Annotated in this window: 26 protein-coding genes and 1 pseudogene; 7 read left to right on the top strand and 20 right to left on the bottom strand. The window is 68.0% G+C overall.

Going from position 1 to position 24,123, the window contains the following annotated elements; translation table 11 throughout:
- The 4 genes and pseudogenes from CFB82_RS16740 to CFB82_RS44005 form a co-directional block, all read right to left on the bottom strand.
- Positions 1-283: pseudogene (locus CFB82_RS16740) on the bottom strand (aminotransferase class III-fold pyridoxal phosphate-dependent enzyme); the annotation flags it as partial.
- Between the two features lie 37 nt (positions 284-320).
- The gene (locus CFB82_RS16735; protein ID WP_069249052.1) at positions 321-1,658 is read right to left on the bottom strand and encodes a glutamine synthetase family protein; all 1,338 of its coding nucleotides are present in this window, start codon (positions 1,656-1,658) and stop codon (positions 321-323) included.
- 29 nt (positions 1,659-1,687) lie between these two features.
- Entirely contained in the window at positions 1,688-2,476 is a 789-nt protein-coding gene (locus CFB82_RS16730) for a gamma-glutamyl-gamma-aminobutyrate hydrolase family protein (RefSeq protein WP_069249051.1), read from the bottom strand.
- Between the two features lie 283 nt (positions 2,477-2,759).
- The gene (locus tag CFB82_RS44005; protein ID WP_039355339.1) at positions 2,760-2,945 is read right to left on the bottom strand and encodes a hypothetical protein; all 186 of its coding nucleotides are present in this window, start codon (positions 2,943-2,945) and stop codon (positions 2,760-2,762) included.
- 455 nt (positions 2,946-3,400) lie between these two features.
- Between CFB82_RS44005 and CFB82_RS16720 the strand changes: the two genes are divergently transcribed.
- Complete coding sequence (locus CFB82_RS16720) at positions 3,401-3,952, top strand: cupin domain-containing protein (protein WP_069249383.1); 552 nt, start codon at positions 3,401-3,403, stop codon at positions 3,950-3,952.
- Positions 3,953-4,048: 96 nt separating this feature from the next.
- On the top strand, positions 4,049-5,539 hold the full coding sequence (locus CFB82_RS16715) for an aldehyde dehydrogenase (RefSeq protein WP_069249050.1): 1,491 nt from the start codon (positions 4,049-4,051) through the stop codon (positions 5,537-5,539).
- 64 nt (positions 5,540-5,603) lie between these two features.
- On the opposite strand, the gene CFB82_RS16710 is transcribed toward CFB82_RS16715, so the two are convergent.
- A complete protein-coding gene (locus CFB82_RS16710) occupies positions 5,604-5,804 on the bottom strand; it encodes a heavy-metal-associated domain-containing protein (RefSeq protein WP_011353438.1) in 201 nt (66 codons plus the stop codon).
- Between the two features lie 349 nt (positions 5,805-6,153).
- Between CFB82_RS16710 and CFB82_RS16705 the strand changes: the two genes are divergently transcribed.
- Together CFB82_RS16705 and CFB82_RS16700 are read left to right on the top strand one after the other, a co-directional pair.
- Positions 6,154-6,486, top strand: a complete 333-nt coding sequence (locus CFB82_RS16705) for a cupredoxin domain-containing protein (protein ID WP_069249049.1) — start codon at positions 6,154-6,156, stop codon at positions 6,484-6,486.
- Between the two features lie 12 nt (positions 6,487-6,498).
- Positions 6,499-7,335, top strand: coding sequence for an FTR1 family iron permease (locus CFB82_RS16700; protein WP_069249048.1), 837 nt, complete (start codon positions 6,499-6,501; stop codon positions 7,333-7,335).
- A gap of 118 nt (positions 7,336-7,453) precedes the next feature.
- Here CFB82_RS16700 and CFB82_RS16695 read toward each other — a convergent pair whose 3' ends face one another.
- The 9 genes from CFB82_RS16695 to CFB82_RS16655 all read right to left on the bottom strand — a co-directional run bounded on the left by CFB82_RS16695 (position 7,454) and on the right by CFB82_RS16655 (position 14,607).
- Entirely contained in the window at positions 7,454-7,672 is a 219-nt protein-coding gene (locus tag CFB82_RS16695) for a hypothetical protein (RefSeq protein ID WP_011353435.1), read from the bottom strand.
- A complete protein-coding gene (locus CFB82_RS16690) occupies positions 7,672-8,148 on the bottom strand; it encodes a hypothetical protein (protein ID WP_069249382.1) in 477 nt (158 codons plus the stop codon). Before CFB82_RS16690 ends, CFB82_RS16695 begins: the two co-directional genes overlap by 1 nt.
- Positions 8,149-8,215: 67 nt before the next feature.
- The gene (locus CFB82_RS16685) at positions 8,216-8,536 is read right to left on the bottom strand and encodes a helix-turn-helix domain-containing protein (protein WP_011353433.1); all 321 of its coding nucleotides are present in this window, start codon (positions 8,534-8,536) and stop codon (positions 8,216-8,218) included.
- Positions 8,529-8,918, bottom strand: coding sequence for a type II toxin-antitoxin system RelE/ParE family toxin (locus CFB82_RS16680; RefSeq protein WP_069249047.1), 390 nt, complete (start codon positions 8,916-8,918; stop codon positions 8,529-8,531). Before CFB82_RS16680 ends, CFB82_RS16685 begins: the two co-directional genes overlap by 8 nt.
- Before the next feature lie 105 nt (positions 8,919-9,023).
- The gene (gene glmS / locus CFB82_RS16675) at positions 9,024-10,841 is read right to left on the bottom strand and encodes a glutamine--fructose-6-phosphate transaminase (isomerizing) (protein WP_069249046.1); all 1,818 of its coding nucleotides are present in this window, start codon (positions 10,839-10,841) and stop codon (positions 9,024-9,026) included.
- Positions 10,842-10,891: 50 nt separating this feature from the next.
- Positions 10,892-12,253 (bottom strand): bifunctional UDP-N-acetylglucosamine diphosphorylase/glucosamine-1-phosphate N-acetyltransferase GlmU, encoded by a 1,362-nt coding sequence (glmU, locus tag CFB82_RS16670; protein ID WP_069249045.1) that lies wholly within the window; start codon positions 12,251-12,253, stop codon positions 10,892-10,894.
- 134 nt (positions 12,254-12,387) lie between these two features.
- Entirely contained in the window at positions 12,388-13,383 is a 996-nt protein-coding gene (gene ttcA / locus CFB82_RS16665; protein ID WP_069249044.1) for a tRNA 2-thiocytidine(32) synthetase TtcA, read from the bottom strand.
- Entirely contained in the window at positions 13,380-13,784 is a 405-nt protein-coding gene (locus tag CFB82_RS16660) for a dihydroneopterin aldolase (protein ID WP_043186999.1), read from the bottom strand. Before CFB82_RS16660 ends, ttcA begins: the two co-directional genes overlap by 4 nt.
- Positions 13,785-13,863: 79 nt before the next feature.
- Entirely contained in the window at positions 13,864-14,607 is a 744-nt protein-coding gene (locus tag CFB82_RS16655) for an SDR family oxidoreductase (RefSeq protein WP_069249043.1), read from the bottom strand.
- Between the two features lie 13 nt (positions 14,608-14,620).
- On the opposite strand from CFB82_RS16655, the gene CFB82_RS16650 reads away from it, so the two are divergent.
- Positions 14,621-15,814 (top strand): class I SAM-dependent methyltransferase, encoded by a 1,194-nt coding sequence (locus tag CFB82_RS16650; RefSeq protein ID WP_069249381.1) that lies wholly within the window; start codon positions 14,621-14,623, stop codon positions 15,812-15,814.
- Between the two features lie 11 nt (positions 15,815-15,825).
- A complete protein-coding gene (locus tag CFB82_RS16645) occupies positions 15,826-16,020 on the top strand; it encodes a DUF2905 domain-containing protein (RefSeq protein WP_039355363.1) in 195 nt (64 codons plus the stop codon).
- Positions 16,021-16,074: 54 nt separating this feature from the next.
- Here the strand turns inward: CFB82_RS16645 and CFB82_RS16640 are convergent, their stop codons facing one another.
- The 6 genes from CFB82_RS16640 to CFB82_RS16615 form a co-directional block, all read right to left on the bottom strand.
- On the bottom strand, positions 16,075-16,296 hold the full coding sequence (locus CFB82_RS16640; RefSeq protein ID WP_069249042.1) for a hypothetical protein: 222 nt from the start codon (positions 16,294-16,296) through the stop codon (positions 16,075-16,077).
- Between the two features lie 101 nt (positions 16,297-16,397).
- A complete protein-coding gene (locus CFB82_RS16635) occupies positions 16,398-17,306 on the bottom strand; it encodes a carbohydrate kinase family protein (protein ID WP_069249041.1) in 909 nt (302 codons plus the stop codon).
- Positions 17,303-18,583: an AGE family epimerase/isomerase gene (locus tag CFB82_RS16630; protein WP_069249040.1), complete on the bottom strand. Its 1,281-nt coding sequence runs from the start codon at positions 18,581-18,583 to the stop codon at positions 17,303-17,305. Before CFB82_RS16630 ends, CFB82_RS16635 begins: the two co-directional genes overlap by 4 nt.
- Positions 18,580-19,602, bottom strand: coding sequence for a LacI family DNA-binding transcriptional regulator (locus CFB82_RS16625; RefSeq protein WP_046544274.1), 1,023 nt, complete (start codon positions 19,600-19,602; stop codon positions 18,580-18,582). The genes CFB82_RS16630 and CFB82_RS16625 overlap by 4 nt, the downstream gene beginning before the upstream one ends.
- Before the next feature lie 364 nt (positions 19,603-19,966).
- Positions 19,967-21,805, bottom strand: coding sequence for an EAL domain-containing protein (locus CFB82_RS16620; protein ID WP_069249380.1), 1,839 nt, complete (start codon positions 21,803-21,805; stop codon positions 19,967-19,969).
- 324 nt (positions 21,806-22,129) lie between these two features.
- Entirely contained in the window at positions 22,130-23,161 is a 1,032-nt protein-coding gene (locus CFB82_RS16615) for a bile acid:sodium symporter family protein (protein ID WP_069249039.1), read from the bottom strand.
- A gap of 346 nt (positions 23,162-23,507) precedes the next feature.
- On the opposite strand from CFB82_RS16615, the gene CFB82_RS16610 reads away from it, so the two are divergent.
- Positions 23,508-23,990 carry a peptide-binding protein gene (locus CFB82_RS16610; RefSeq protein WP_069249038.1) on the top strand — a complete coding sequence of 161 codons (483 nt, stop codon included), beginning with the start codon at positions 23,508-23,510 and terminating at the stop codon, positions 23,988-23,990.
- Positions 23,991-24,123: the final 133 nt, after the last annotated feature.

The raw sequence follows: 24,123 nt of genomic DNA, 5'->3' as shown, positions 1-24,123 counted from the left end.
CGAGCTCCTTGCGGCCGTAGCCGACGTTCACGCACCAGAGGCCGGCCATCCCGTCGATCACCTTGTTGCCGTCCGAGTCCCACAGGTAGACGCCGTCGGCCTTCACGATCACGCGGCTGCCCGCGCGGTTCAGCGCACCCATGTCGGAGAACGGGTGAATGTGGTGCGCGGCGTCGAGCGCGCGGTATTCGGCGGTCGTGCGCGCCTGCGTCGCGCGCGGTGCGGCGGCCGTGGCGCTCGGTGCGGCCGGCTGGACCCAGGCAGATTCGTTGCGGTACGTCATGTTTCCTCCGTGATTCCGTATTCGGTCGGGTGCACGCTCAGACGTGCAGCAGCAGATGGCGGCGTTCCCACGAGCTGATCACGCGGAAGAACGCTTCGTATTCGGTTTCCTTCAGCGCGAAATACGCCTTCAGGAACTTGTGGCCGAGGATCTCGCCGAGCGGCTCGCAGGCGGCCATCAGCGTCAGCCCTTCCTCGAGGTTGCGCGGCAGCTGGTACGGCAGGTCGTAGCCGTCGCTGACGAGCGGCTCGGTCGGCTCCAGGCGCTGCGTCATGCCGAGATAGCCGGCCGCGAGCGTCGCGGCGAGTGCGAGGTACGGGTTGCAGTCGACGCCCGGGATGCGGTTCTCGATGCGGCGTGCCGACGGGCCCGAGTGCGGGATGCGGAAGCCGACCGTGCGGTTGTCGTAGCCCCACTGCACGTTGATCGGCGCGGCCATGAAGCGCGACAGGCGGCGATACGAGTTGATGTACGGCGCGAAGATCGGCATCAGCGCCGGCGTGTACTTCTGCAGCCCCGCGAGGAAGTTGTAGAACATCGACGTCGCGCCGCCGGTTTCCGGTGACGTGAACAGGTTCTGGCCCGTTTCCTCGTCGACGATGCTCTGGTGCACGTGCATCGCCGAACCCGGTTCGTTTTCCATCGGCTTGGCCATGAACGTCGCGTACATGTTGTGACGCAGCGCGGCCTCGCGCACCGTGCGCTTGAACAGGAACACCTGGTCGGCCAGCGACAGCGCGTCGCCGTGCATGAAGTTGATCTCCATCTGCGCCGCGCCGACCTCGTGGATCAGCGTGTCGATGTCGAGGTTCTGTGCTTCGCAGTACTCGTAGATGTCCTCGAACAACGGGTCGAACTCGTTGACGGCCTCGATCGAATACGACTGGCGGCCCGTCTCGGGGCGGCCCGTGCGTCCGACCGGCGGGCGCAGCGGCAGGTCCGGGTCCTTGTTCATGTCGACCAGGTAGAACTCGAGTTCCGGCGCGACGACGGGCTTCCAGCCCTTCGCCTTGTACAGGTCGAGCACACGGCGCAGCACGTAGCGCGGCGAGATCTCGACCGGCGAGCCGTCGAAGTGCACGCAGTCGTGGATCACCTGCGCGGTCGGGTCGACGGCCCACGGAATCAGGCGGATCGTCGACGTGTCGGGCACGCACACCATGTCGGGATCGGTCACGCCGGTCAGCGAGCCGTCTTCCGGATATTCGCCGGTGACGGTCTGCACCATCACGGCCTGCGGCAGGCGCATCGATTCGCCGGACGTGAACTTGTTGCGCGGCGTGATCTTGCCGCGCGCGATACCGGCCATGTCGGGAATGATCGCTTCGATCTCGGTGATCCGGTGCTGCTTCAGAAAGTCTTCGATGTCTTGCATGTCTGTTCTCGTTGGTTGGGTCGGCGCGCTCAGGCGAGCGCGGCGGCGGCCATGGCACGCGTACGGGCAGCGCGGCGGGCGCGGCAGGCATCGCCGAAGGCGCGGAAGATCGCGCTCGACAGCGGGTCCTGCGCATGGCGCCATTCCGGATGCCACTGCACGGCGAGGGCGAAAGCCGGTGCGTCGACAACGCTCACGGCTTCGATCAGCCCGTCCGGCGCGACGGCCTCGACGGCGAGGCCGGAGCCGAGCTGGGCGATGCCCTGCTTGTGCAGCGAGTTCACGTGCACTTCGTCGCGGCCGCCGGCGAGCGCGTGCAGCGTGCCGCCGGGCGTCAGGCGCACGACGTGCGCGGGGCCGTACTGCGTGTCCATCGGCGCGTCGTCGTCCTCGCGGTGATCGGCGAGGCCCGGCACTTCGTGCACGCGCTGGTGCAGCGTGCCGCCGCAGACGACGTTCAGCTCCTGGAAGCCGCGGCAGACGGCCAGCACCGGCACGCCCGCGGCGATCGCCGCGCGCAGCAGCGGCAGCGTGGTCGCGTCGCGGGCCGGGTCGTGCTTCGTGCCCGGTGCGCTCGGTTCGCCGCCGTACCGGTGCGGCTCGACGTTCGAGTAGCTGCCGGTAAACAGCAGGCCGTCGACCGTGTCGAGTACGTCGTCGACCGACTGGCGCTCGCCGAGCGCGGGCAGCACCATCGCGAACGCTTGCGCGCCGTCGACGATCGCGGCGACGTATTTGTCGCCGACCGTATGCGACGCATGCGCACCGATTTGCGTGTGGTCGGCGGTGATGCCGACGAGGGGTTTTCTTCTATCCATGACGTCAATCAGTTATCCGGAGGAGCGTTGCGTCTTGCTTGCCGGATGTGGCGAAACGCCGGCGTGCAACGGCCCCGCAGCCTTGCGCAAGAGGCAAGGCCGCTGATGAATGGGCGCAACGGGATGGCGTGGCGATCCGCGCTGCGCGCGACGATCAGGCCGTCGTTCGTTTCATTGCGAGTCGCGACGCAGCAACGCATGCGCGAACGCGTTCCGTCACCGCACGGACGATGCGGTTGGCGAGTCAGCAATCGAAACGAACGACGTAAAGAAAGGAGAGGCGCTACGGCAGCAGCGACGCCACTTCGTCGGTATCGACGGCGACGAATGCGCGTGCTGAAACGGCGTTGTGACGCCGAACGGAACGACGGGACAGGATGGTGTAGATCGACAGATGAAGCAGGCGAGGACTATGCCAGCCGCAACTGCCGTCGTCGGAAGCGGACGACGCGCTGCGCAAACTTCGCACATCGCCTCGATCCCACCTCACCAGAGGGCCACGGACTCTCACGATTACACTCGACTGGGTTGTTGAAAGTATTGAACACCTGACCGTTTCGACGCGCTGGGCGTTTAAAATAATCAAGGTGCCGGTTACGCGTTATTTACATTGATGGGCATCAATTTTTGCGTTGCAATAACGTTTTCTGCTGCCAATGAATGCTTGATGACGCTAACCTGAGAGCCAGCATATACGAGCCAAAAACGGCGTCAAATGTTTTTTAACGGTGCTGTATCAGGGCTTTCCCGAGCAGTGCGAACAAAAGATTCGCAAAAGGAATAGTCGACACGGTGTTCATTATTTCGAACGCCTTTCAGGGTTTTCCCCGCTGATGCGCGGCATAAAGTGATTAGAATATTCAACGGCTGTCCACCGCGTCGTTTCACTTTGTCATCGCACTTATCGTGTCCGAAACCGAATCGATGTCCACCGAAGTCGCCGAGCGCCTGCGTTTCGTGCGCAACAAGCAGGGCCTGTCGCAGCGCGAACTCGCAAAGCGGGCCGGCGTGACCAACGGCACGATCTCGCTGATCGAACAGGGCCGCGTGAGCCCGTCGGTCGGCTCGCTGAAGAAGCTGCTCGAATGCATCCCGATGAGTCTCGCGGAGTTCTTCACGTTCGAGCTCGTCGAATCGCGCTCGGTCGTGTCGCGTCGCGACGAGATGCCGAACCTCGGCAACGACACGCTCGCGTTTCATCTGGTCGGCGCGAGCATGAAGGACCGCAACATGTGCATCCTGCGCGAGATCTACCAGCCGCAGGCCGATACGGGGCCCGAGATGCTCGTGCACGCGGGGCACGAGGGTGGTGTCGTCGTGTCGGGCCGGCTCGAGCTGACCGTCGACGGTGCGACGTGGCTGCTCGACCCCGGAGACGGCTACTACTTCGAAAGCCGTTTGCCGCATCGTTTTCGCAATCCCAGCGCGGACCTGATCTGCGAGGTCGTCTCGGCCAATTCGCCGGCGACCTTCTGACCTTCCCCCGCGCGTCACTGCATTCGCTGCCGGCCGGCTGCGCATCATGCGCAGCGGCGTGCCGCATCGCGAATGCCAAAAAACTGAGGCATCCTGATGAACAAGTTGACTTTGGCTGACTGGCAGGACAAGGCGGCGTCGCTCGAGATCGAAGGGCGCGCATTCATCGACGGCGCATCGTGCGACGCGCTCGGCGGCAAGACGTTCGACTGCGTGAGCCCGATCGACGGCCGCGTGCTCGCGCAGGTCGCCGATTGCGGCGAAGCCGACGTGAACGCGGCCGTCGCGGCTGCGCGCCGCGCGTTCGACGCGGGCGTGTGGGCCGGACTGAACCCGCGTGCGCGCAAGGCCGTGCTGCTGCGCTGGGCCGCGCTGATGCGCGAGCATCTGGACGAACTGTCGCTGCTCGAGACCCTCGACGCCGGCAAGCCGATCGGCGACACGACGACGGTCGACGTGCCGGGCGCCGCGTACTGCGTCGAATGGTTTGCGGAAGCGATCGACAAGGTGGGCGGCGAAGTTGCGCCGGCCGACCATCATCTCGTCGGTCTCGTCACGCGCGAGCCGGTCGGCGTGGTGGCCGCCGTCGTGCCGTGGAACTTCCCGATCCTGATGGCCGCGTGGAAATTCGGTCCCGCGCTCGCGGCCGGCAACAGCGTCGTGCTGAAGCCGTCGGAGAAATCACCGCTGACCGCGATTCGCGTCGCGCAACTCGCGGTCGAGGCCGGCATTCCCGCCGGCGTGTTCAACGTCGTGCCGGGTGCGGGCGAGCCGGGCAAGCTGCTCGCGCTGCATCGCGACGTCGACTGCATCGCGTTCACGGGCTCGACGGCGGTCGGCAAGCTGATCATGCAATACGCCGCGCAGTCGAACCTGAAGCGCGCGTGGCTCGAACTCGGCGGCAAGTCGCCGAACATCGTGCTGCCCGATTGTCCCGATCTCGACCGCGCGGCGCAGGCGGCCGCCGGCGCAATCTTCTACAACATGGGCGAGATGTGCACGGCAGGCTCGCGCCTCCTCGTGCATCGCGACATCAAGGACGCGTTCATCGAGAAGCTCGTCGCGGCCGCGCGCGCGTACGTGCCCGGCAATCCGCTCGATCCGTCGGTGTCGATGGGCGCGATCGTCGACGGCATCCAGCTCGAGCGCGTGCTCGGCTATATCGAGGCCGGGCGTAGCGAAGGCAGGCTCGTCACGGGTGGTGCGCGCGTGAAGGCGGAAACGGGCGGCTTCTACGTGGAGCCGACGGTGTTCGAGGTGAAGCCCGATGCGAAGATCGCGCGCGAGGAGATCTTCGGGCCGGTGCTGTCGGTGATCGTGTTCGACGACGTCGACGAGGCCGTGCGGATCGCGAACGACACCGAATACGGACTGGCGGCGGCCGTGTGGACGTCGAACCTGACGACCGCGCACGACGTGTCGCGCCGGCTGCGTGCGGGCACCGTCTGGGTGAACTGCTACGACGAGGGCGGCGACATGAACTTCCCGTTCGGCGGCTATAAGCAGTCGGGCAACGGTCGCGACAAGTCGCTGCATGCGCTCGAGAAATACACCGAGCTGAAGTCGACGCTGATCCGGCTGCGCTGACGCGCAATCGGGCGCGGGCGCAGCGCCGGTCGGCGGCGTGCCCGCGGGTCGCGGCGTGCGGGCGTTATGCGGCGCGCAGCGCGGGGTGGAAGCCGGCGGCTTCGATGATCGACTGCACGCGCTCGGCGCCTTGCGCCGATTCGACCTTGACGATCTTCGCCGCGACGTCGATGTCGAGCTTCGCGGCGGGATCGGCGGCCGTCACCGCGCGCGTGATGGCGTTGGCGCAGCCGCCGCAGGTCATGTCCTGGACTTCGAATTCCATCGTGTTCTCCTGAGTTGACGATTGACAAGCATCGACAGCATGAAGCTTGCCACGGTGGGAAGGTCAAGCGTAAGCGTGTCGCCGGAAATCCGTGTCGAGGCTTCACTGAGGCGACAGCATTTTGTAAACGTGAAGTCTGATGAATCGCGAGCGAGCCTTTGACGTCATTCGGAACTTGTCCCGATTGACGGTGAAGCGTTTCGGGCGCAGCGGGGCGGATGCCTTGCCGGGCAACGCGCGACGGCGATCCATGAAGCGTGATCACCATGACGCCAGTAAGGGTACGCGAGTTGAAAATGCGAATCGATCTTAGTATCGGTTCCCTTCGATATTTCATTTCGTTACCCTCATGAACCGTTTTGCTTTCGGCTTTGCGCTGGCCCTGCTGGGCGCATCGGCAACGTCCGCATTCGCGGCCGACGATGTCGTCAACCTGACCCTGAAGGATCACAAGTTTTCGCCGGACGGCGTGACGATCCCGGCCGGCAAGAAGGTGAAGTTCGTCGTGAAGAACCTCGACACGACGCCCGCCGAATTCGAGAGCGACGACTTCAAGGCGGAAAAGGTCGTGCCCGCCGGCAAGTCGGTGGAGATCCTGGTCGGGCCGCTGAAGGCCGGCACGTACGAATTCCACGACGAGTATCACGAAGCGCAGTCGAAGACGCACCTCACCGTCAAGTAAGCCCATATCGCCATGTTGTCTACCGCCCTGATCGTCTTTCGTGAAGTGCTCGAGGCCGCGCTGGTGGTGTCGATCGTGATGGCCGCCACGAAGGGCGTGCCGCGGCGCGGCTGGTGGGTCGGCGGCGGCCTCGCGGGCGGCGTGATCGGTGCCGGTCTGATCGCCGCGTTCGCCGACGGGATTTCGCAGTGGGCGTCCGGAATGGGGCAGGAGGTTTTCAACGCGGGCGTGATGTTCGTCGCGACGCTGATGCTCGCGTGGCACAGCATCTGGATGAGCCGGCACGGCCGCGAGATGGCGATGCAGATGACCGAGGTCGGGCGCGCCGTCGCGGACGGCAGCAAGCCGCTGACGGGGCTGGCGATCGTGGTCGGTGTCGCGGTGCTGCGCGAAGGCTCCGAGGCCGTGCTGTTCCTGTACGGCATCGCGGCGGGCGATCCCGGGCAGACGCCGCAGATGATCGTCGGCGGGCTGCTGGGTGTGCTCGGCGGCGCCGGGCTCGGCTACGGGATGTATGCGGGCCTGCTGCAGATTCCGCTGAAGCGCCTGTTCTCCGTCACCAACTGGCTGATCGTGCTGCTCGCGGCGGGGATGGCCAGCCAGTGCGTCGGCTTCCTGCTCTCGGCGGGCCTCGTGCCGTCGTGGGGCGATACGATCTGGGATACGTCGTGGCTGCTCAAGGATTCGAGCATCGTCGGCAAGGCGCTGCATACGCTGATCGGCTATACCGCGCGACCGGCGGGCATCCAGATCGTCGCGTACCTCGCGACACTGGCCACGATCGTCGGGCTGGCACGGCTCGTCGGCCGGCCGCAGACGGCAATGCGGCCGCCACGGCCTGCGGCCTGAGTTGTCCGGGTTCGAATAGGAAAGGGGCGTCCATGACGCCCCTTTTTTCATGTGCGGTGTGCGGCCGGCCGATGCGCGGCGTCGGCGACAGCGTGCCGGTGGCGCACGCCGCGCCGGCTCAGCGGTGGCTGTCGATCCAGGCGCGAGCCCATTCGAGCCCCGCGTCGCGCGCGTCGTCCTCGGTGTCGAACACGCCGAGCACGCCGGACGCCTCGACCAGCTTGTTGTTCTGCGTGATCGTGCCGCTCGCCGCGAAGCGCTCGGGCTGCAGGATCTCGTCCTGCTGCAGGATCGCGTGGCCCCAGATCTGGTAGCCGTGGTAGGTTTGCGCTTCCATTATCGAGTCACCTCCGCGGAGCGGCCGTGCGTGCCGACCTGCAGCACGTTGCCGTCCGGCGTGTATTGACGCGGGATATTGGAGTAATTCAGTGCATGCGGCGCATCGGGCGCAGCCGGCTGCATCACCGTCAGGCGTCCCGGTGCGGGCTGCGCAACGGGGCGCGGAGCGGCGGGCGTCCCGGCCGCGGGCGGGCGATGCGAATCGGCTTTCACGGCCTGCGCGACGCGCCGCTTGTGCGGTTTTGCCGCGGCTTTCGGGGTGGCATTCGCGTGCTTCTCCGCGGTCTTGCCGGCGCGCGCGTCGGCGCCGGTGTGCGTGGCCGGGGTACGGGCTTCCGGCATACGGGCATCCGGCGCATGGGCCGCCGGCTGCCGTGCCTCGGGCGGGTTCCAGACCTCGACGTAATGCTCGGCGGCCCAGCCCGTCGACGCGAACGTCAGCGCCAGCACACCGCATCCAATCAGTCTTACCATTGTCTCTCCGTCATATTCCTTGCGACCCGCGTTCGGCCGGCCGTGCATGCGCATTCGGAGCAGTGGCTCAGGAGAACACCTCGAGCCCGTGCTTCTCGACGATCTGCAGCATCCGGGCCGCGATGCCGCTCGGCCGCTTGTCGCCCTGTTCCCATTGGCGGATCGTCGAAGCCGTCGTGTTCAGGTAGAGCGCGAACACGCTCTGGCTGACGTTGACGGATTTGCGGATGCGGGCGATTGCCTCAGGGTCGAACTGCGGCGCGGCTTCGATGCAGAGATCGTCGTATTCGCGCATCGTCTTCTTGTCGATCAGCTTGGCGCGATAGAGACCCGACGCGGCGCTGTGGATCGCCTCCGTCGCATCGCTCTTGAATCGACTCTTAGCCATTGCAAATCTCCACAAGCTCTTTCAGTGCGATCAGCGTCGCGACCTCGGTGTCGCTGCGGCGCCCGATATCCGCGGCGAGCTTTCTGAAGGCGCGCAGTTCGCGTTCGTCGATGTCGTCCCGATCGCGTTTCGCGAACAGGAACACGAACACCCACGTTCGCCCGACCTTGCTCAGCACGATCCCGCGCTGCCGATTGCCGTCCAGGCGCATTTTCCAGACGTTGCCGCCGAGCTCGATGCCCTGGCCGCGTGCCAGTTCCCGCGCGGCGCGGCAGAGTTCGGCATCGGCGATGCCTGATTTTCTCGCTGCCTTGTGAAACCACTTCGTCTTGAAGACGCGTCGTACGGAAGCAGGCCTGTCGGGTCGGTCGAGTTTGCACAGGATTATATGCCACTAAGTGGTATATATTTCGACCTGGCCGAATGGCCTGCTTCACGCCGGACCGCGCCCGGGACGGCCCGGCGGAGGCCATCCCGGCGACCGGTTTTATTCCACCGTCACCGACTTCGCGAGGTTCCGCGGCTTGTCGACGTCGGTGCCGCGCGCGCACGCGGTGTGATACGCGAGCATCTGCAGCGGCACGACGTGCAGGATCGGCGACAGTTGCCCGTAGTGCTCCGGCATCCGGATCACGTGCAGGCCGTCGTCGTTGACGATCTGCGTGTCGGCATCGGCGAACACGTACAGCTCGCCGCCGCGCGCACGCACTTCCTGCATGTTCGACTTCAGCTTCTCGAGCAGCGTGTCGTTCGGCGCGACCGTGACGACCGGCATCGCTTCCGTGACGAGCGCGAGCGGCCCGTGCTTCAGTTCGCCGGCCGGATAGGCCTCGGCGTGGATGTACGAGATTTCCTTCAGCTTCAGCGCGCCTTCGAGCGCGATCGGGTAGTGCAGCCCGCGGCCGAGGAACAGCGCGTTTTCCTTGCGCGAGAATTCCTCCGACCACGCGATGATCTGCGGCTCCAGCGCGAGCACGCTGTTCAGCGCGGCCGGCAGGTGGCGCAGCTGCTTCAGGAATTCGGCTTCCTGCGCGGCATCGACGTGCCCGCGCAGCTTGCCGAGCGTGGCCGCCAGCACGAACAGCGCGACGAGCTGCGTCGTGAACGCCTTCGTCGACGCGACGCCGATCTCGGTGCCCGCGTGCGTGAGGAACTGCATTTCGGTGAGGCGCACCATCGCGCTCGTTGCGACGTTGCAGACGGCCAGCGTATGCGTATGGCCGAGCGACTGCGCATGCTTGAGCGCCGCGAGCGTATCGGCCGTCTCGCCCGACTGCGAGATCACCAGCACGAGCTGGCGCGGGTTCGGCACCGACTCGCGGTAGCGGTATTCGCTCGCGATCTCGACCTGGGTCGGGATCTTCGCGATCGATTCGAGCCAGTATTTCGCGGTGAGGCCCGAGTAGTAGCTCGTGCCGCACGCGAGGATCAGCAGGCTGTCGATGTCCGCGAACGCGGCGGGTGCGGCGTCGCCGAACAGCGTCGCGTCGAACGCGTCCGTTTGCGGCACGGTATCGCTGATTGCGCGCGGCTGCTCGAAGATTTCCTTCTGCATGAAGTGGCGATACGGCCCGAGTTCAACCGCGCCGCCGTAGGCGCTGACCACGCGGATCTCGCGCTGCACGGTGGCGCCGTGGCGGTCGACGATTTTCACGCCGTCGAGCGACAGCTCGCACACGTCGCCTTCCTCGAGGAACGTGAAGTGGTCGGTGCTGCCCGCGAGCGCGAGTGCGTCGGACGCGAGGAAGTTCTCGCCGTCGCCGTGCCCGACCACGAGCGGCGAACCCTGGCGCGCGCCGACGACGGTGTGCGGCTGGTCCTTGTGGATCACGGCGATCGCATACGCGCCGTGCAGCTGGCCCACCGCTTCGCGCACCGCGTCGAACAGGTTGCCGCGATACAGGCTGTGCACGAGGTGGGCGATCACTTCGGTGTCGGTCTGCGACACGAATTCGTAGCCCTTCGCGCGCAGCGCTTCACGCAGCGATTCGAAGTTCTCGATGATGCCGTTGTGGACGAGCGCGAGCGCGTTCGACGAGAAGATCGGGTGCGCGTTGTGTGTGACGGGCGCGCCGTGCGTCGCCCAGCGGGTGTGCGCGACGCCGGTGGTGCCTTCGAGGTGCGATTCGCGCACCTGCGCGTCGAGATCGGCGACGCGCGCGACGCTGCGCGCGCGCTTCGGTGCGTCCGGCTCGAGCACGGCGACGCCGCACGAGTCGTAGCCACGGTATTCGAGGCGCCGCAATCCTTCGATCAGCACCGGAACGATATTACGCTGCGCAACTGCGCCGACAATGCCGCACATGAAATCTACCTTCCATAGGGAAGCGGGCGCCGTACGTCACCCGCGTGATGTTAACTTTTCTTCTTGACCGGGCGGACGTAGCCGCTCTTCGCGGTCTGGGTCTTCTCGTTCAACGCGAGCAGGCCGTCGGCCACGTCCTTCCAGATCGTCGTGCCGGCGGCGATCGTCACGCCGCGGCCGACGCGCACGGGCGCGACGAGTTGCGTATCGGAGCCGACGAACACGTCGTCCTCGATCACGGTGCGGAACTTGTTCGCGCCGTCGTAGTTGCAGGTGATCGTGCCCGCGCCGATGTTCACGCGCGCGCCGATGTCGGCGTCGCCGATGTACGTGAGGTGGTTCGCCTTCGAGCCGTGGCCGATCACCGCGTTCTTCACCTCGACGAAGTTGCCGACGTGCGCTTCGTCCGCGAGTTGCGCGCCGGGGCGCAGCCGCGCGTACGGGCCGATCACGGTGTGCGCGCCGAGCTCGGCGCCGTCGATGTGCGTGAACGCATCGATGCGCGTGCCCGCGCCGATCGACGCGTTGCGGATCACGCAGTTCGCGCCGATCGTCACGTTGTCGGCGAGCGTCACGTTGCCTTCGAACACGCAGTTCACGTCGATCGATACGTCGCGGCCGCAGCGCAGCGTGCCGCGCACGTCGAGGCGCGCCGGATCGGCGAGCGTGACGCCGTCGACGAGCAGCGCGTCGGCGACGTTGCGCTGATGGATGCGCTCGAGTTCGGCGAGCTGCGCCTTGCTGTTCACGCCGAGCGTTTCCCATTCCTCGTCGGGCTGCGCGGTGACGACGTCGAAACCGGCCTCGATCGCGAGTTCGACGACGTCGGTCAGGTAGTACTCGCCCTGCGCGTTCTCGTTCTTCAGCGCGCCGAGCCACATCGACAGCTGGGCCGTCGGCGTGACGATGATGCCGGTGTTGATCTCGGCGATCCGCAGCTCGTCCGGCGACGCATCCTTCTGCTCGACGATGCGCGTGACGAAGCCGGCCGCGTCGCGCACGATGCGGCCGTAGCCGGTCGGATCGTCGAGCGTGACCGTCAGAATCCCGTAGCGGCCCTCGCGCGCGGCATCGACGAGGCGCTGCAGGGTCGACGCGCGCGTGAGCGGCACGTCGCCGTACAGCACGAGCGTCGGTTGCGCGGGATCGAGGAGCGGCAGCGCCTGGCGCACCGCGTGGCCGGTGCCGAGCTGTTCTGCTTGCACGGCGAACTGGACGTCGGGTGCGGCGACGGCCGCCTGGACCTGCTCGGCGCCATGACCGACGACGACGACGAGCCGGGACGGCTGCAGCGTGCGCGCGGTGTCGATGACGTGGGAGAGGAGCGGCCTGCCGGCCAGGGGGTGAAGCACTTTCGGCAGCGCGGAACGCATGCGCTTGCCGGTGCCTGCCGCCAAAATCACGATATTCATGGCGCGCGCTTGGGTCAGAGTTCGAAGCCGTCCATTTTAGCATGCGGCCTTTGTCGCTCCGGGCCTGTCGCGGCGGGGCGACAACGCCGAAACGAGGCCGCCGGCCCCGGTTTCGGCGGGTGTTCGGTCCCTGCTTACAGATCGTCGAACTGGACGATCGAGATCGGTTTGGCGCCACCCGGCGCCGCGCTGTCGTCGCCCGACGCGCACGGTTCCTCGTCGAACGCGATGTCGCCCTGCGGGTCGGCCTCGCCCGTCGCGCGCAGCGACTGGAATGGGTACAGCGTCGTGTCCATCAGGTGCGACGGCACGACCTTCGCGAGCGCGTTGAACATGTTCTCGACGCGGCCCGGGAAGCGCTTGTCCCATTCGCGGATCAGCGCCTTCATTTCCGCGCGCTTCAGGTTCGGCTGGCTGCCGCACAGGTTGCACGGGATGATCGGGAATTCGCGCAGTTCGGCGTATTTCTCCAGATCGGTTTCCTTCACGTACGCGAGCGGGCGGATCACGATGTTCTTGCCGTCGTCCGACTGCAGCTTCGGCGGCATCCCCTTCAGCTTGCCGCCGTAGAACATGTTGAGCAGCAGCGTCTGCACGATGTCGTCGCGGTGGTGGCCGAGCGCGATCTTGGTCGCGCCGAGCTCGCCGGCCACGCGGTACAGGATGCCGCGGCGCAGCCGCGAGCACAGCGAGCAGGTCGTCTTGCCTTCGGGCACGAGCCGCTTGACGATGCTGTAGGTGTCCTGGTTCTCGATGTGGAACGGCACGCCGACCTGCTTCAGGTATTCCGGCAGCACGTGCTCGGGGAAGCCCGGCTGCTTCTGGTCGAGGTTCACCGCGACGATGTCGAAGTCGATCGGCGCGCGCTCGCGCAGGCGCAGCAGCACGTCGAGCATCGCGTAGCTGTCCTTGCCGCCCGACAGGCACACCATCACCTTGTCGCCCTGCTCGATCATGTTGAAGTCGCCGATCGCCTGGCCGACCTGGCGCACGATCCGCTTGAACAGCTTGTTGTTCTCGTACGCGTCCTTCTGTTCGCGGCGCGTCAGCGCCGGGCGGCCGGCCGGGGCGGCGGGCGTGTCGAGGGTGGCGGCATCGGCCGCCGTGTCATTCATGTGGGGGGCGTTCATGCGCGCTCCTCGTCCTTGATGCGAAAGACTTCGACGCCGACGGCGTCGCAGTCCGGATAAGCGTCCGGTTTCTCGGTACAGACGCGTACCGCGCGCACGGCATCGTGCGCCAGCAGGCGCGCGGCGATCGCGTCGCACAGCGTTTCCTGCAGGTGGATGTGGCCGCGCGCCAGGCATTGCGTGACGCTCTGCTTCATCAGGTCGTAGTCGACGATTTCATGCAGCCGGTCGTCGACGGGGGTGGACAGCGCGAGCGGCACGAACAGGTCGACATTGATGACGACGCGCTGCTCGCCGCGCTTCTCGTGTTCGAAGGCACCGATGTTGATGTGCACTTCGTAGTCGCGCAGGTAGAGCCTGCGGCAGTCCGCGAGGCGGGGGTGCAGGAGAGCGGAAAACATGGTCGTCCCAGTCAAATTGGCGTGCGCACACGCAAAGCGGCGCGGGCGGCGGCAGTCAGGCCGCGCGTTTCCGCGCAGTTCATTCATTCGGGCCGGCGGCGGGCGGCACGAGGTGCTCGCCGCCGTCGACGGTCAGCGTCGCGCCGGTGACGCCCGGCGCGCTCGCGAGATAGCAGGCGGCCGCCGCGATGTCGTCCGCGTGCGGCGCGTGGCCGCGCACGAGCGCCGCGACCCGCACCTTCGGCGCAAGCGCCAGCGCCAGCGCCGACGTCGCGCGGTTCAGCGCGGCCTGCATCAGCGCGTGCGACATCTGCGCCGGCGCGGGGTGAAACAGGGCCTGATCCAGCACGTGGATCGCGCACGCGCGCAGCGCTTCGTGCTCGCGCGCGGCGTCGGGCGTCGCATCGGCGAGCGCGTGGGCCAGCGCGAGCGGCGCCGTCACGTTGCGCGCGAGGGCGCCGGCGAGCGACGCGCCGTTCACCGTGTGCGCGTCGTCGGCGCCTGCGCTGGCGCTCACGAACACCGCGCACGCGGGCCGGCCGAGCGCCGCGCCGCACGCGGCGACGAGTCCGGCGGCCTCGGCTTCCAGGGCCAGATCGGCGTCGAGCACGACGGCGCGGCGGCCGAGCGCCGCGACTTCGGCGACGAGTGCGTCGGCCGCCGCATGCGGCGCGCCGTGGCTGCGCTGCAGCGCGACGTCCCAGCCGCGCCGGGCGAATCCCGTCGCGAGCGCACGACCGATCGACGCAGCGTCGGCCGCGCTGCCCAAGGCACCCGTGACGAGCGCCACGCGCTGGGTCGACGTATCGGCTGAAACGGTCATTTACAATGCCGGGATGAACCCGAAAGCTCACGAACCCGCTAGTTTACCTGCTCCCGGCCCTGACGCGCTTGCGCAGTCCGAAACCCTCGCCGCGCAACTGCGCGACGAGATCGCGGCGGCCGGCGGCTGGCTGCCGTTCGACCGCTTCATGGAGCGCGCGCTGTATGCGCCCGGCCTCGGCTATTACAGCGGCGGCGCGCGCAAGTTCGGGCGCCGCGCCGACGACGGCAGCGACTTCGTCACCGCGCCGGAGCTGTCGCCGCTGTTCGCGCAGACGCTCGCGCAACCGGTCGCGGAAGCGCTCGCGGCGAGCGGCACGCGCAGCGTGATGGAATTCGGCGCCGGCACCGGCAAGCTCGCGGCCGGGTTGCTCGCGGCGCTCGACGCGCTGGGTGTCGAACTCGACGCCTACCTGATCGTCGATCTCTCTGGCGAGCTGCGCGAGCGGCAGCGCGACACGATCACGGCCGCCGCACCGGCGCTCGCCGCGAAGGTGCGCTGGCTCGATGCGCTGCCCGAGCGGTTCGACGGTGTCGTGGTCGGCAACGAGGTGCTCGATGCGATGCCGGTGCGCCTGTTCGCGAAGGCGGGCGGCGCCTGGCGGGAGCGCGGTGTTGCGCTCGACGCGCGGCAGGCGTTCGTGTTCGAGGACCGTCCGGCCGCACCGGCCGGCCTGCCGCCGGTGCTCGCGGGTCTTGACGATGCGGACGACGGCTACGTGACCGAGACGCACGAGGCCGCGCTGGCGTTCACGCGCACCGTCTGCACGATGCTCGGGCGCGGCGCGGTGCTGCTGGTCGACTACGGTTTTCCCGCGCACGAGTACTACCACCCGCAGCGCGACCGCGGCACGCTGATGTGCCACTACCGTCACCATGCGCACGACGATCCGTTCCTGTACCCGGGGCTGCAGGACATCACCGCGCACGTCGAATTCACCGGCATCTACGACGCGGCCGTCGCGACGGGCGCCGATTTGCTCGGTTACACGTCGCAGGCGCGCTTCCTGCTGAACGCGGGCATCACCGACGCGTTGTCCGCGATCGATCCGTCGGACATCCACGCGTTCCTGCCGGCCGCGAACGCGGTGCAGAAGCTGATTTCCGAAGCCGAGATGGGCGAGCTGTTCAAGGTGATCGCGTTCTCGCGCGGCATCGACGGCACGCTCGACGCGTTCGCGCGCGGCGATCGCTCGCACGCACTCTGACGGGAGCCGACATGCTGCGCTGGCTGATGACGTCGTTCGTCGCGGTGATGATCCTGACGCGCTGCTGGCCGTGGCTCGGCAAGCTCGGTATCGGGCGGATGCCGGGCGACGTCACGCTGACGCTCGGCGGGCGGCGCTACCCGTTCCCGTTCATGTCGACGCTGGTGCTGACGATGCTGCTGTCGATGGTGGCGCGGCTGCTCTAGGGTCTGTTCACGCTGATAACGGGCCCTAAGCCGCGCCGAAAAGAGCGGCAGGCGTTACAGCTCGATTTCGCCGAGGATCCGGTGCGCGAGCGCCTTTGCCTCCTCGAACGCTTCCTCCTCGCTGGGGCTCGTCGAGTGGACGTCGTAGCGCGTGTTCTCGGTGTCGTCCCCGTCGTCCCGCGCGAGGATCACGTAACCCTGGAACTGCCCGTTGCCCGCATGCTGGGTATGCGCCTTGGCCGTGTAGATGCCCTTCGTGAACGTGTTGGTGTCCATGGTGCTCTCCCGCAAAAGGACACTTCATCGTAGCACTGCGGCGCAGCATGTACAGCGCGGCTTATCGGTGACCGAACGGGGTCCGGCCACCATCCTTCCCGTCATCGCTCGATCAGTGCGACGACCTCGTCGAGCGTCGGCGCGTGCGCGCCCGTATGGCGGCAGGCCGCGGCGCCCGCCGCCAGCGCGAACTCGAGGTGCTCGCGCCACGTTCGCTGCGGCGCGGCCATCAGGCTGAACAGCATGCCGCCGATCGACGCGTCGCCCGCGCCGACGGTGTCGGCCACCTCGACGCGCGGCGGGCTCGCTTCATGCACGTCGCCGTCCGCGTAGAGCGTCGCCGCCTGCGCGCCGCGCGTGACGAGCACCGCCGCGCGCGGGTTCAGCGCGCGCACCGCGCCAACCGCGTCGGGGCCGTCGCCGCCGAACAGGTGCCGCAGGTCCTCGTCGGACACCTTGATCAGGTCGGCGAGCGCGGCCATCTTCTCGAGCGTCGGCCGGAACGCGGCCGTCATCAGGTTCCGGACGTTCGGGTCGAAGCTGATCTTCACGCCGCGCGCGTGCAGGTCGGCCGCGAGCGCGGCCAGCGTGCCGGCGAGCGGTTCGCGCACGAGGCTGATGCAGCCGAAGTGCGCCCATTTCACGTGGTCGGTCCAGCCGGCCGGCAGTCGCGCCGGATCGAACGCGAGGTCGGCGCTCGCTTCGCCGATGAAGAAGTACGCGGGCGGGCGGGTCTCGTGGACGATCGCGAGCAGCGGCGGCCGTGCGACGCGCTGCAGGAAGCGCAGGTCGAGCCCGGCCGCTTCGCTCGTGTGCCACAGCACGTCGGAGAAGCAGTCTTCGCCGATCGAACCCGCGAGCGCGCTCGGCACGCCGAGCCGCGCAACCGCGCGCGCGACGTTCCAGCCGGCGCCGCCCGGCACCGAGGTCCATTGCGCGTCACCCGCGCGCACCATGTCGGTCAGGATGTCGCCCGCCGACACGAAAGCCGGAAACGTGCCGCCGCTCATTGCGTCGGCTCGCTGCGCTGCGCGCGCGCGAGGGTCGCGAGCACGTCGTAGCACGCGCCCATCGTGTGATAGTCGGTCTTGCCGGCCGGGCTCTTCTCGTCGCTGTACTTGCGGTTGTCGCAGGTGAGGATGCGGTACCACGCGCCGTAGCGGTGATCGACGAAGTGCGCCCAGCTGTAGCGCCAGATCTCGTCGTACCAGTCCCAGAAGCGCTCGCTGCCGGTGCGCGCGCCGAGCATCGCGGCGGCCGCGAAGGTTTCCGCCTGCACCCAGAAATACTTGTTGTGGTCGCAGATCGTGAAGTCGGGGCCGAAGCCGTAGCAGAGGCCGCCGTGATCGGCGTCCCACGCGTGCGTGAGCGCGGCGTCGAACAGCTCGGCCGCGCGCGGCACGAGCCAGTCGAGCGGGCGGTGCCGCTCGAGGATCAGCAGCAGCTTCGCCCATTCGGTCTGGTGCCCGGGCTGGAAGCCCCACGGACGGAAGATGTTCGAGCTGTCTTCCTTGTTGTAATCCCAGTCGACCGACCAGTCCGCATGGTAGTGCTCCCACACGAGCCCGCCCGACAGCGCGGCCTGGCGCTGCGTGATGTGGGTCGCGAGCTTTTCCGCGCGATCGAGGTACGTGAGGTGGCCGGTCGCCTCGTACGCGGCGAGCAGCGCCTCCGTCATGTGCATGTTCGCGTTCTGGCCGCGGTATGACGACACGATCCAGTTCGGCGTCGCGTCGTCCGCATAGAGGCCCGCGGCCGCATCCCAGAAACGGTGCTCGGCGAGCTCGAAGGTGGCCGCGATCAGCGGGCGGGCCTCGTCGAGGCCGGCCATCGTCGCGTGCGAGGCCGCGAGCAGCACGAACGCGAGCCCGTAGCAGTGGCGCGTGCCGTCGAGCGTCGCGCGCTTCGCGCCGTCGCGCCAGTCGAGCTCCCAGTCGTAGCCCTGCAGTGCGTCGTCCCAGTGCGCGTCGCGCAGGAAGCGCAGCCCGTGGCGCGCGTATTCCAGGTGGCGCGGATCGCCGAAATGCCGGTACGCCATCGCGTAGTTGAAGACGAACCGGCAACTGCTGACGAGGTGGCGCGACGTGCGGTTGTAGATGCTGCCGTCGTCGCGAAAGTAGTGGTAGAAGCCGCCCGTCGGGTCGAACGCGTTCGTGGCGTAGAAGCGCAGCGTGTCCTCGATGTGCGACAGCAGGAACGACGGATCGCGGAAACTCGCGACGAACGGCGCGGCTTGCGTGTGGGTGGCCGGCGCGGCCGTGCAGGGTTGGACCGGGGGCATGTTCATGATGATTCGGTGACCGTGGCGGTATCGAGTGCCGGGGAGCCGGCAGGCTGGCTGCTGGCCCGCACGATCAGCTCGACGGGCAGGGAAATCTCGGTGCGCTCGGGCGCTTCCGCGAGCAGCAGCTCGACGCCGCGGCGGCCGAGCGCCTCCTTGTCGACCGCGAGCGTCGTGAGCGGCGGGCTCGCGTGCGCGGCGGCCGGGATGTTGTCGAAGCCGACGATCGCGATGTCGTCGGGAATGCGCAGCCCGCGCGCGGTGCAGACGCGCTGCGCGGCGAGCGCGGCCGCGTCGTTGTACGCGAAGACGGCTTCCGGGCGCGGGCCCGGCGCGTCGAGCAGCTGCTCCATCGCCCGTGCGGCGCCGGTATCGGGATCGAGCCCCGCATCGATCGTCACTTCGTACGCGGGATCGAACAGCCGCCCGGCCTCGAAGAACGCGCGCCGGTAGCCGATCGCGCGCTGCGCGATGCTGTAGTGCGCGGGCGAGCCGCCGATGAACGCGATCCGCGTGCGGCCGGTGGCGAGCAGGTGGCGCATCGCGAGCGCCGCGCCCGTCGCGTTGTCGATGTTCACCGAGCGCAGCCCGGGCGCCCACAGGTCGATCAGCACGAGCGGGCGGCCGGTCGCGGCGAGCGCCTCGATCGTCTCGGGCTCGATGAAGCCGGCCACCGCGATCGCGTCGGGCGCGTGCGGGCGCATCTGGCGCAGCACGTCGTCGTTCGGCCCGACCGTGAGCAGCGTCGGCACGATGCCGCGCTCGCGGCACGCGTCCTCGACGCCGTGCAGCACGTGCGAGAAGAACGGGCTGGCCGGAAAGCGGTTGTGCTGGCGATGCAGCAGGAAGGTGAGCCGGCGGATGCGCGGCCGCAACTGCGCGGGATCGTAGCCGAGCCGCTGCGCGATCTCGACGATGCGCGCACGCGTGGCTTCGGACAGGCCCGGCTGGTTTTTCAGCGCGCGGGAGACGGTGCCGATCGAGACCTCTGCCGCTCGTGCCACATCGCGAATGGTCGTACCCATCGTTCGGGGTCCGGTTTGTTTAGGGTGAAAGCGATTGTATAGTAAAACGGATCGCGGAATTCGGGCCGGATAGCCGGGGAATACCCGGGAATTACCGGTTTTTAAGCGCTAATCTGCGAAAACGCCGTTACTAAAAATACTAAACAAAACGCGAAAAAGGCAAGGTGGATGTGCGGGCGCCTGGCGAAGGGGGAAGCAGACGGGAAATGGCTCGGCTTCACGCATTCGCACGAGTCGTGCCTGGCTGCCTTCGCGGGCTGCCGGAAAGGCGCTGTGCAACTAACGGTCTGGCTGCCTGGCGGGCGAATACGCGCCCCCGCCGCGCCGGGCGCCGTCGTGTCTCCAGGCGGCGGTCGCCCGCCGTTCAGCGTATCGCCACGGCCGGCGGTTCGCCGTGATGGCGCAGCGCGGCGCGGCCCGCATCGAGGTCGACGACCGCGAGCCCATCCGGCTGCTGTTTCGCGCGCCGCTTCGCGAACGCGGCGACCGACGCGATCTCGTCGCTGCCGTAGCGCTTCGCGCCGTGCGCGCCGGCCGCCACGCCGACCGCGCCGATCGCCATCGTCACGAAGCCGAAGAACGCCGGGTTGCCGTGGCGGTCCTCGCCGTGCAGCCCGCCCGCCTGCCGGTCGGCCTGCGTGTAGAAGAGCTGCGCGCCTTGGTTGAAGCGGGCGATCGCGTCGGCGGCGCGTTCGCGCCAGTCGGCGCGCTGGAACAGCACGAGGAAATCGTCGCCGCCGACGTGCCCGAGAAAGTCGCGCTGCGGGTCGCACACGCCGGCCAGCACCGTCGCCGCGAACTTCAGCACCTCGTCGCCCTGCCAGTAGCCGTACTGGTCGTTGAATGGCTTGAACTGGTTCAGGTCGACGTAGCACGCATGAAAGCCGGCGTCGCGCTGGAGCAGGCGGTCGATGTGCGCGCTGATCGGGATGTTGCCGGGCAGGAACGTCAGCGGATTCGCGTAGCGCGCGGCCTCGATGCGCATCTCGGTCACCGCGCGCACCAGGCTCTCGCCGGTGCCGAGCCCGACGTAGCGGCCGTGTTCGGTGATCACGAAGCCGTCCGCGAGATAGCGCTGGTCGTGGCTCGCGAGCAGCATCGCGAGCTGCTCGAAGGTCGTCGCGTTGTCGATCATCAGCGGCGCGTCGTTGGCGAACTGCAGGCACGGCTTTTTCCCGAACACCTCGCGGTGATACGGCAGCGCGAAGCGGTCGATGAAGCCGCGGCGATTCACGAGCGCGACGGGCCGCCCGCGTTCGACGAGTGCGACCGCATGCAGGTCGGGCATCCGGTTGAACAGGTCGAGCACGTCGTTGCTGGTCGCGTCGCGCGGCAGCGCCGGCGCGGGCACCAGCATCTTCCCGGCGATCGTGCCGGCCGGCCGCACCGAGCGCGTCGCGCCGGGAAACACCGCGATGTGCGGCGCGCGGATCGCATCGCGCGCGGCCGGCGCGACGACCCGCGACGGCTGCGCGTTCGGCCGGCCGAGCAGGAAGCCCTGTACGCAGCAGATGCCCATGTCGCGCACGACGATCAGGTCGCGTTCGTTCTCGATGCCTTCCGCGATCAGTTTCGCGCCGCTCGCCTGCGCGAAGTGCTGCATCGCCTTCACGGCTTCGAACTTGAGCGGATCGCGGGCGATGTCGTGGATGAAGAAGCGATCGATCTTCACGACATCAGGATGCAGGCGCAGCCACAGGTTCATGCTCGCGTTCGCGGTGCCGTAGTCGTCGAGCGCGAACTGGATGCCGGCGTCGCGCAGCGACGCGACCGCCGGCCCGATCTGGGCGACGTCGGGAATCGCATTCTGCTCGGTCAGCTCGATCACGATGCGCTCGGCGCCGATCCGCGCGCGGACGAGGAGCTGGCGTGCACGCTCGCGTTCGCTGGCGAGCTTCAGGATCGTCCCGGCGCTGAAGTTGAGGAACAGCTTGCCGTCGCAGCCGAGTGCCGCGAACGCGTCGAGGCAGGTGCGCGCGGCCGCCTGTTCGAGCGCGATCGTTTCGCCTTCGCGCGCGGCCTGCGCGAACAGCGCGGCGGGCGGCTCGAGGTCGGTGCCGCGCGGGCCGCGTATCAGGCCCTCGTAGCCGACGACCGTCCCCGACCCGAGATCGACGATCGGCTGGAAGACGGCGGCGAGCGCGCGATCCGCGATCAGGCGCGTGATGCTGGCGGCAGCGGAATCGGAGTGGGGCGCGGGCATGGGCGAGGGCAGCCGAATCGACGGGACGCCCGACATAACGGCATCGCCCGCGGAGAATTGAATGAAGATTTCGTGACACGATGGGCGCTGCTGGTGCATCGCGCTCGGGGCGCATTGGTGCGCATTGGGAAGGGGGGAGGCGGTGAGGCGGTGAGGCGGTGAGGCGGTGAGGCGGTGAGGCGGGAAGGCGGGAAGGCGGGAAGGCGGGAAGGCGGGAAGGCGGGAAGGCGGGAAGGCGGTGAGGCGGCAAGGCGGCAAGGCGGAAGGCGGAACGCAAGAGCGCCGGGACGGCCCCCCGCGATGGCCGTCCCGCCACCCTGCTCGTCAGCGCTTGCCCACGCTCAGCGCGCCGGACGCCGATGCCGCGTCGCCCTCGTCGTGCTCGCCGCTCATGTCGCGCGCCCCCCAGCGCTGCGCGAGCGCCGCGCACGCCATCAGCTGGATCTGGTGGAACAGCATCAACGGCAGCACGATCGCGCCGACCGCGTTCGCCGAGAAGATCACCTTCGCCATCGGCACGCCGGCCGCGAGGCTCTTCTTCGACCCGCAGAAGATGATCGTGATCTGGTCGGCGCGGTTGAAGCCGAGCCGCTTGCTGACGAACGCGGTCAACAGCAGCGCGATCGCGAGCAGCACGAGGTTGACGACGAGCAGGCCGCCGAGTGCGCGCGGCGGGATCTGGTGCCACAGGCCTTCGTTGACGGCCTCGCTGAAGGCGACGTAGACGACGAGCAGGATCGAGCCCTGGTCGACGAAGCGCAGCACGCCGCGGTTGCGGTCGATCCAGCCGCCGATCACGGGGCGCAGCAACTGGCCGGCGATGAACGGCACGAGCAACTGCATCACGATGCTGCCGACGGTGCTCCACGGCGACGCGGCGGCGGCCGACTGCGACGTGATCATCAGCCCGACGAGCGCCGGCGTGACGAAGATCCCGAGCAGGCTCGACGCGGATGCCGCGCACACGGCGGCCGGCACGTTGCCCTTCGCGATCGACGTGAACGCGATCGACGACTGGACCGTCGACGGCAGCGCGCACAGGAACAGCACGCCCGCGTACAGCGTCGGCGTGACGAGCGGCTGCAGCACGGGCTTCAGCGCGAGGCCGAGCAGCGGGAACAGCGCGAACGTGCTGAGCAGCACGACCGCATGCAGCCGCCAGTGGGTCGCACCCGCGATGACGGCTTCGCGCGACAGCTTCGCGCCGTGCAGGAAGAACAGCAGGCCGACGGCGATGTTGGTCGCCCAGTTGAACGCGTGGGCGGCCGGGCCGCGGCACGGCAGGAGGCTCGCGAGCACGACGGTGCCGACGAGCGCGAGCGTGAAGTTGTCGGGAAGAAAACGGGGACGGGCCATCGGGAACTCGATTCGGAAACGACGAAGGCGCGCGTCGCGCGCGCGGATGGCGTCATTGTCCCGGTCGACGATTCACTACACAAATGCATTGTGGGAATCGATTGATGAGCCAATCTCATGCGACAGCACTCACGGCACCGGCCCCGCCGGGCGCAAAACGGCAGAAGAACGTTCTGTCGCGGTCGCGCCCGGAAGTGAAAAAACCTAGCAGTAACATGGTGTTACACCGATGCCGGCGACATAACACTTTTTGGCTCGACACGCTTTCGGCCCGCTCATAAATTACTGATGAAAGCCTTGGGTCGGCCGAAAGGAGCCGGCGGCGGGCGTGGACAGGCACTGAACGATGACGGAACGCGTGAAACGGAAGATCGGACGATGGGTGGCAGGCGTGCTCGGCGCGCTGCTGTTGCCGCTCGCGCTCGCGCAACCGCCTCACGGCGGTTATGCGTTCGGCGGCCACGGCTTCGGTGGCGGCGACATGCGCGCGTACGGTCAGCCGTCAGGTGGTGGGCCCGTCTGGCGCCGCGTGGCACCCCCGGCCGGTGCACGCGCCGGCGGCGTGAACGGCTACGGCTCCCGCTGGGGGCTGCGCCCGACGCCGTCGTATGGCCATTACGCCGCGCAAAGCCCGTATCGTCCGATCAGCGCCGACGCGCGCCAGGTGCCGCGCCCGCCGGGCGGCGGCAACGTGCCGCTGCGCGCCGGGTCGATCCGCGCCGACGTCGCGCGCTACAACGAGGAGCGCGGCGGACGCCCGATGCCGCCGCCCCGCGCGCAGGAAGAGCCTGCGCACTCGCCGTATTTTTCCCCCTTCTACCGAAACTGAGCGCCCGCGCGCTCGTCCCCCCGGCGGCTGATGCGAATTCGCCACAGTCGCGCACAGATTTCCGCTGATTTTCCCGTCGCATTGCGCTATCTTTCGCGCCCGGCTCGCGTGTGCCCCGCTGCCGTCCCGCCGC

This window comes from Burkholderia sp. HI2714 (assembly GCF_002223085.1).
GTDB classification, from domain to species: Bacteria; Pseudomonadota; Gammaproteobacteria; order Burkholderiales; family Burkholderiaceae; genus Burkholderia; species Burkholderia lata_D.
Note: the sequence above shows the minus strand (reverse complement) of the source record. Positions and strands in the feature narration are given on the sequence as shown.

Bases quoted from the DNA above. Each gene is read 5' to 3' on its own strand.
- CFB82_RS16615 (WP_069249039.1), bottom strand. From the start codon at position 23,161: ATGGCCCGTCCCCGTTTTCTTCCCGACAACTTCACGCTCGCGCTCGTC.
- CFB82_RS16610 (WP_069249038.1), top strand. From the start codon at position 23,508: ATGACGGAACGCGTGAAACGGAAGATCGGACGATGGGTGGCAGGCGTG.
- CFB82_RS16650 (WP_069249381.1), top strand. From the start codon at position 14,621: ATGAACCCGAAAGCTCACGAACCCGCTAGTTTACCTGCTCCCGGCCCT.
- CFB82_RS16660 (WP_043186999.1), bottom strand. From the start codon at position 13,784: ATGTTTTCCGCTCTCCTGCACCCCCGCCTCGCGGACTGCCGCAGGCTC.
- glmU (WP_069249045.1), bottom strand. From the start codon at position 12,253: ATGAATATCGTGATTTTGGCGGCAGGCACCGGCAAGCGCATGCGTTCC.
- ttcA (WP_069249044.1), bottom strand. From the start codon at position 13,383: ATGAACGCCCCCCACATGAATGACACGGCGGCCGATGCCGCCACCCTC.
- CFB82_RS16645 (WP_039355363.1), top strand. From the start codon at position 15,826: ATGCTGCGCTGGCTGATGACGTCGTTCGTCGCGGTGATGATCCTGACG.
- CFB82_RS16630 (WP_069249040.1), bottom strand. From the start codon at position 18,583: ATGAACATGCCCCCGGTCCAACCCTGCACGGCCGCGCCGGCCACCCAC.
- CFB82_RS16690 (WP_069249382.1), bottom strand. From the start codon at position 8,148: ATGGTAAGACTGATTGGATGCGGTGTGCTGGCGCTGACGTTCGCGTCG.
- glmS (WP_069249046.1), bottom strand. From the start codon at position 10,841: ATGTGCGGCATTGTCGGCGCAGTTGCGCAGCGTAATATCGTTCCGGTG.
- CFB82_RS16700 (WP_069249048.1), top strand. From the start codon at position 6,499: ATGTTGTCTACCGCCCTGATCGTCTTTCGTGAAGTGCTCGAGGCCGCG.
- CFB82_RS16640 (WP_069249042.1), bottom strand. From the start codon at position 16,296: ATGGACACCAACACGTTCACGAAGGGCATCTACACGGCCAAGGCGCAT.
- CFB82_RS16685 (WP_011353433.1), bottom strand. From the start codon at position 8,536: ATGGCTAAGAGTCGATTCAAGAGCGATGCGACGGAGGCGATCCACAGC.
- CFB82_RS16705 (WP_069249049.1), top strand. From the start codon at position 6,154: ATGAACCGTTTTGCTTTCGGCTTTGCGCTGGCCCTGCTGGGCGCATCG.
- CFB82_RS16635 (WP_069249041.1), bottom strand. From the start codon at position 17,306: ATGAGCGGCGGCACGTTTCCGGCTTTCGTGTCGGCGGGCGACATCCTG.
- CFB82_RS16625 (WP_046544274.1), bottom strand. From the start codon at position 19,602: ATGGGTACGACCATTCGCGATGTGGCACGAGCGGCAGAGGTCTCGATC.
- CFB82_RS16715 (WP_069249050.1), top strand. From the start codon at position 4,049: ATGAACAAGTTGACTTTGGCTGACTGGCAGGACAAGGCGGCGTCGCTC.
- CFB82_RS16730 (WP_069249051.1), bottom strand. From the start codon at position 2,476: ATGGATAGAAGAAAACCCCTCGTCGGCATCACCGCCGACCACACGCAA.
- CFB82_RS16720 (WP_069249383.1), top strand. From the start codon at position 3,401: ATGTCCACCGAAGTCGCCGAGCGCCTGCGTTTCGTGCGCAACAAGCAG.
- CFB82_RS16735 (WP_069249052.1), bottom strand. From the start codon at position 1,658: ATGCAAGACATCGAAGACTTTCTGAAGCAGCACCGGATCACCGAGATC.
- CFB82_RS16655 (WP_069249043.1), bottom strand. From the start codon at position 14,607: ATGACCGTTTCAGCCGATACGTCGACCCAGCGCGTGGCGCTCGTCACG.
- CFB82_RS16695 (WP_011353435.1), bottom strand. From the start codon at position 7,672: ATGGAAGCGCAAACCTACCACGGCTACCAGATCTGGGGCCACGCGATC.
- CFB82_RS16710 (WP_011353438.1), bottom strand. From the start codon at position 5,804: ATGGAATTCGAAGTCCAGGACATGACCTGCGGCGGCTGCGCCAACGCC.
- CFB82_RS16620 (WP_069249380.1), bottom strand. From the start codon at position 21,805: ATGCCCGCGCCCCACTCCGATTCCGCTGCCGCCAGCATCACGCGCCTG.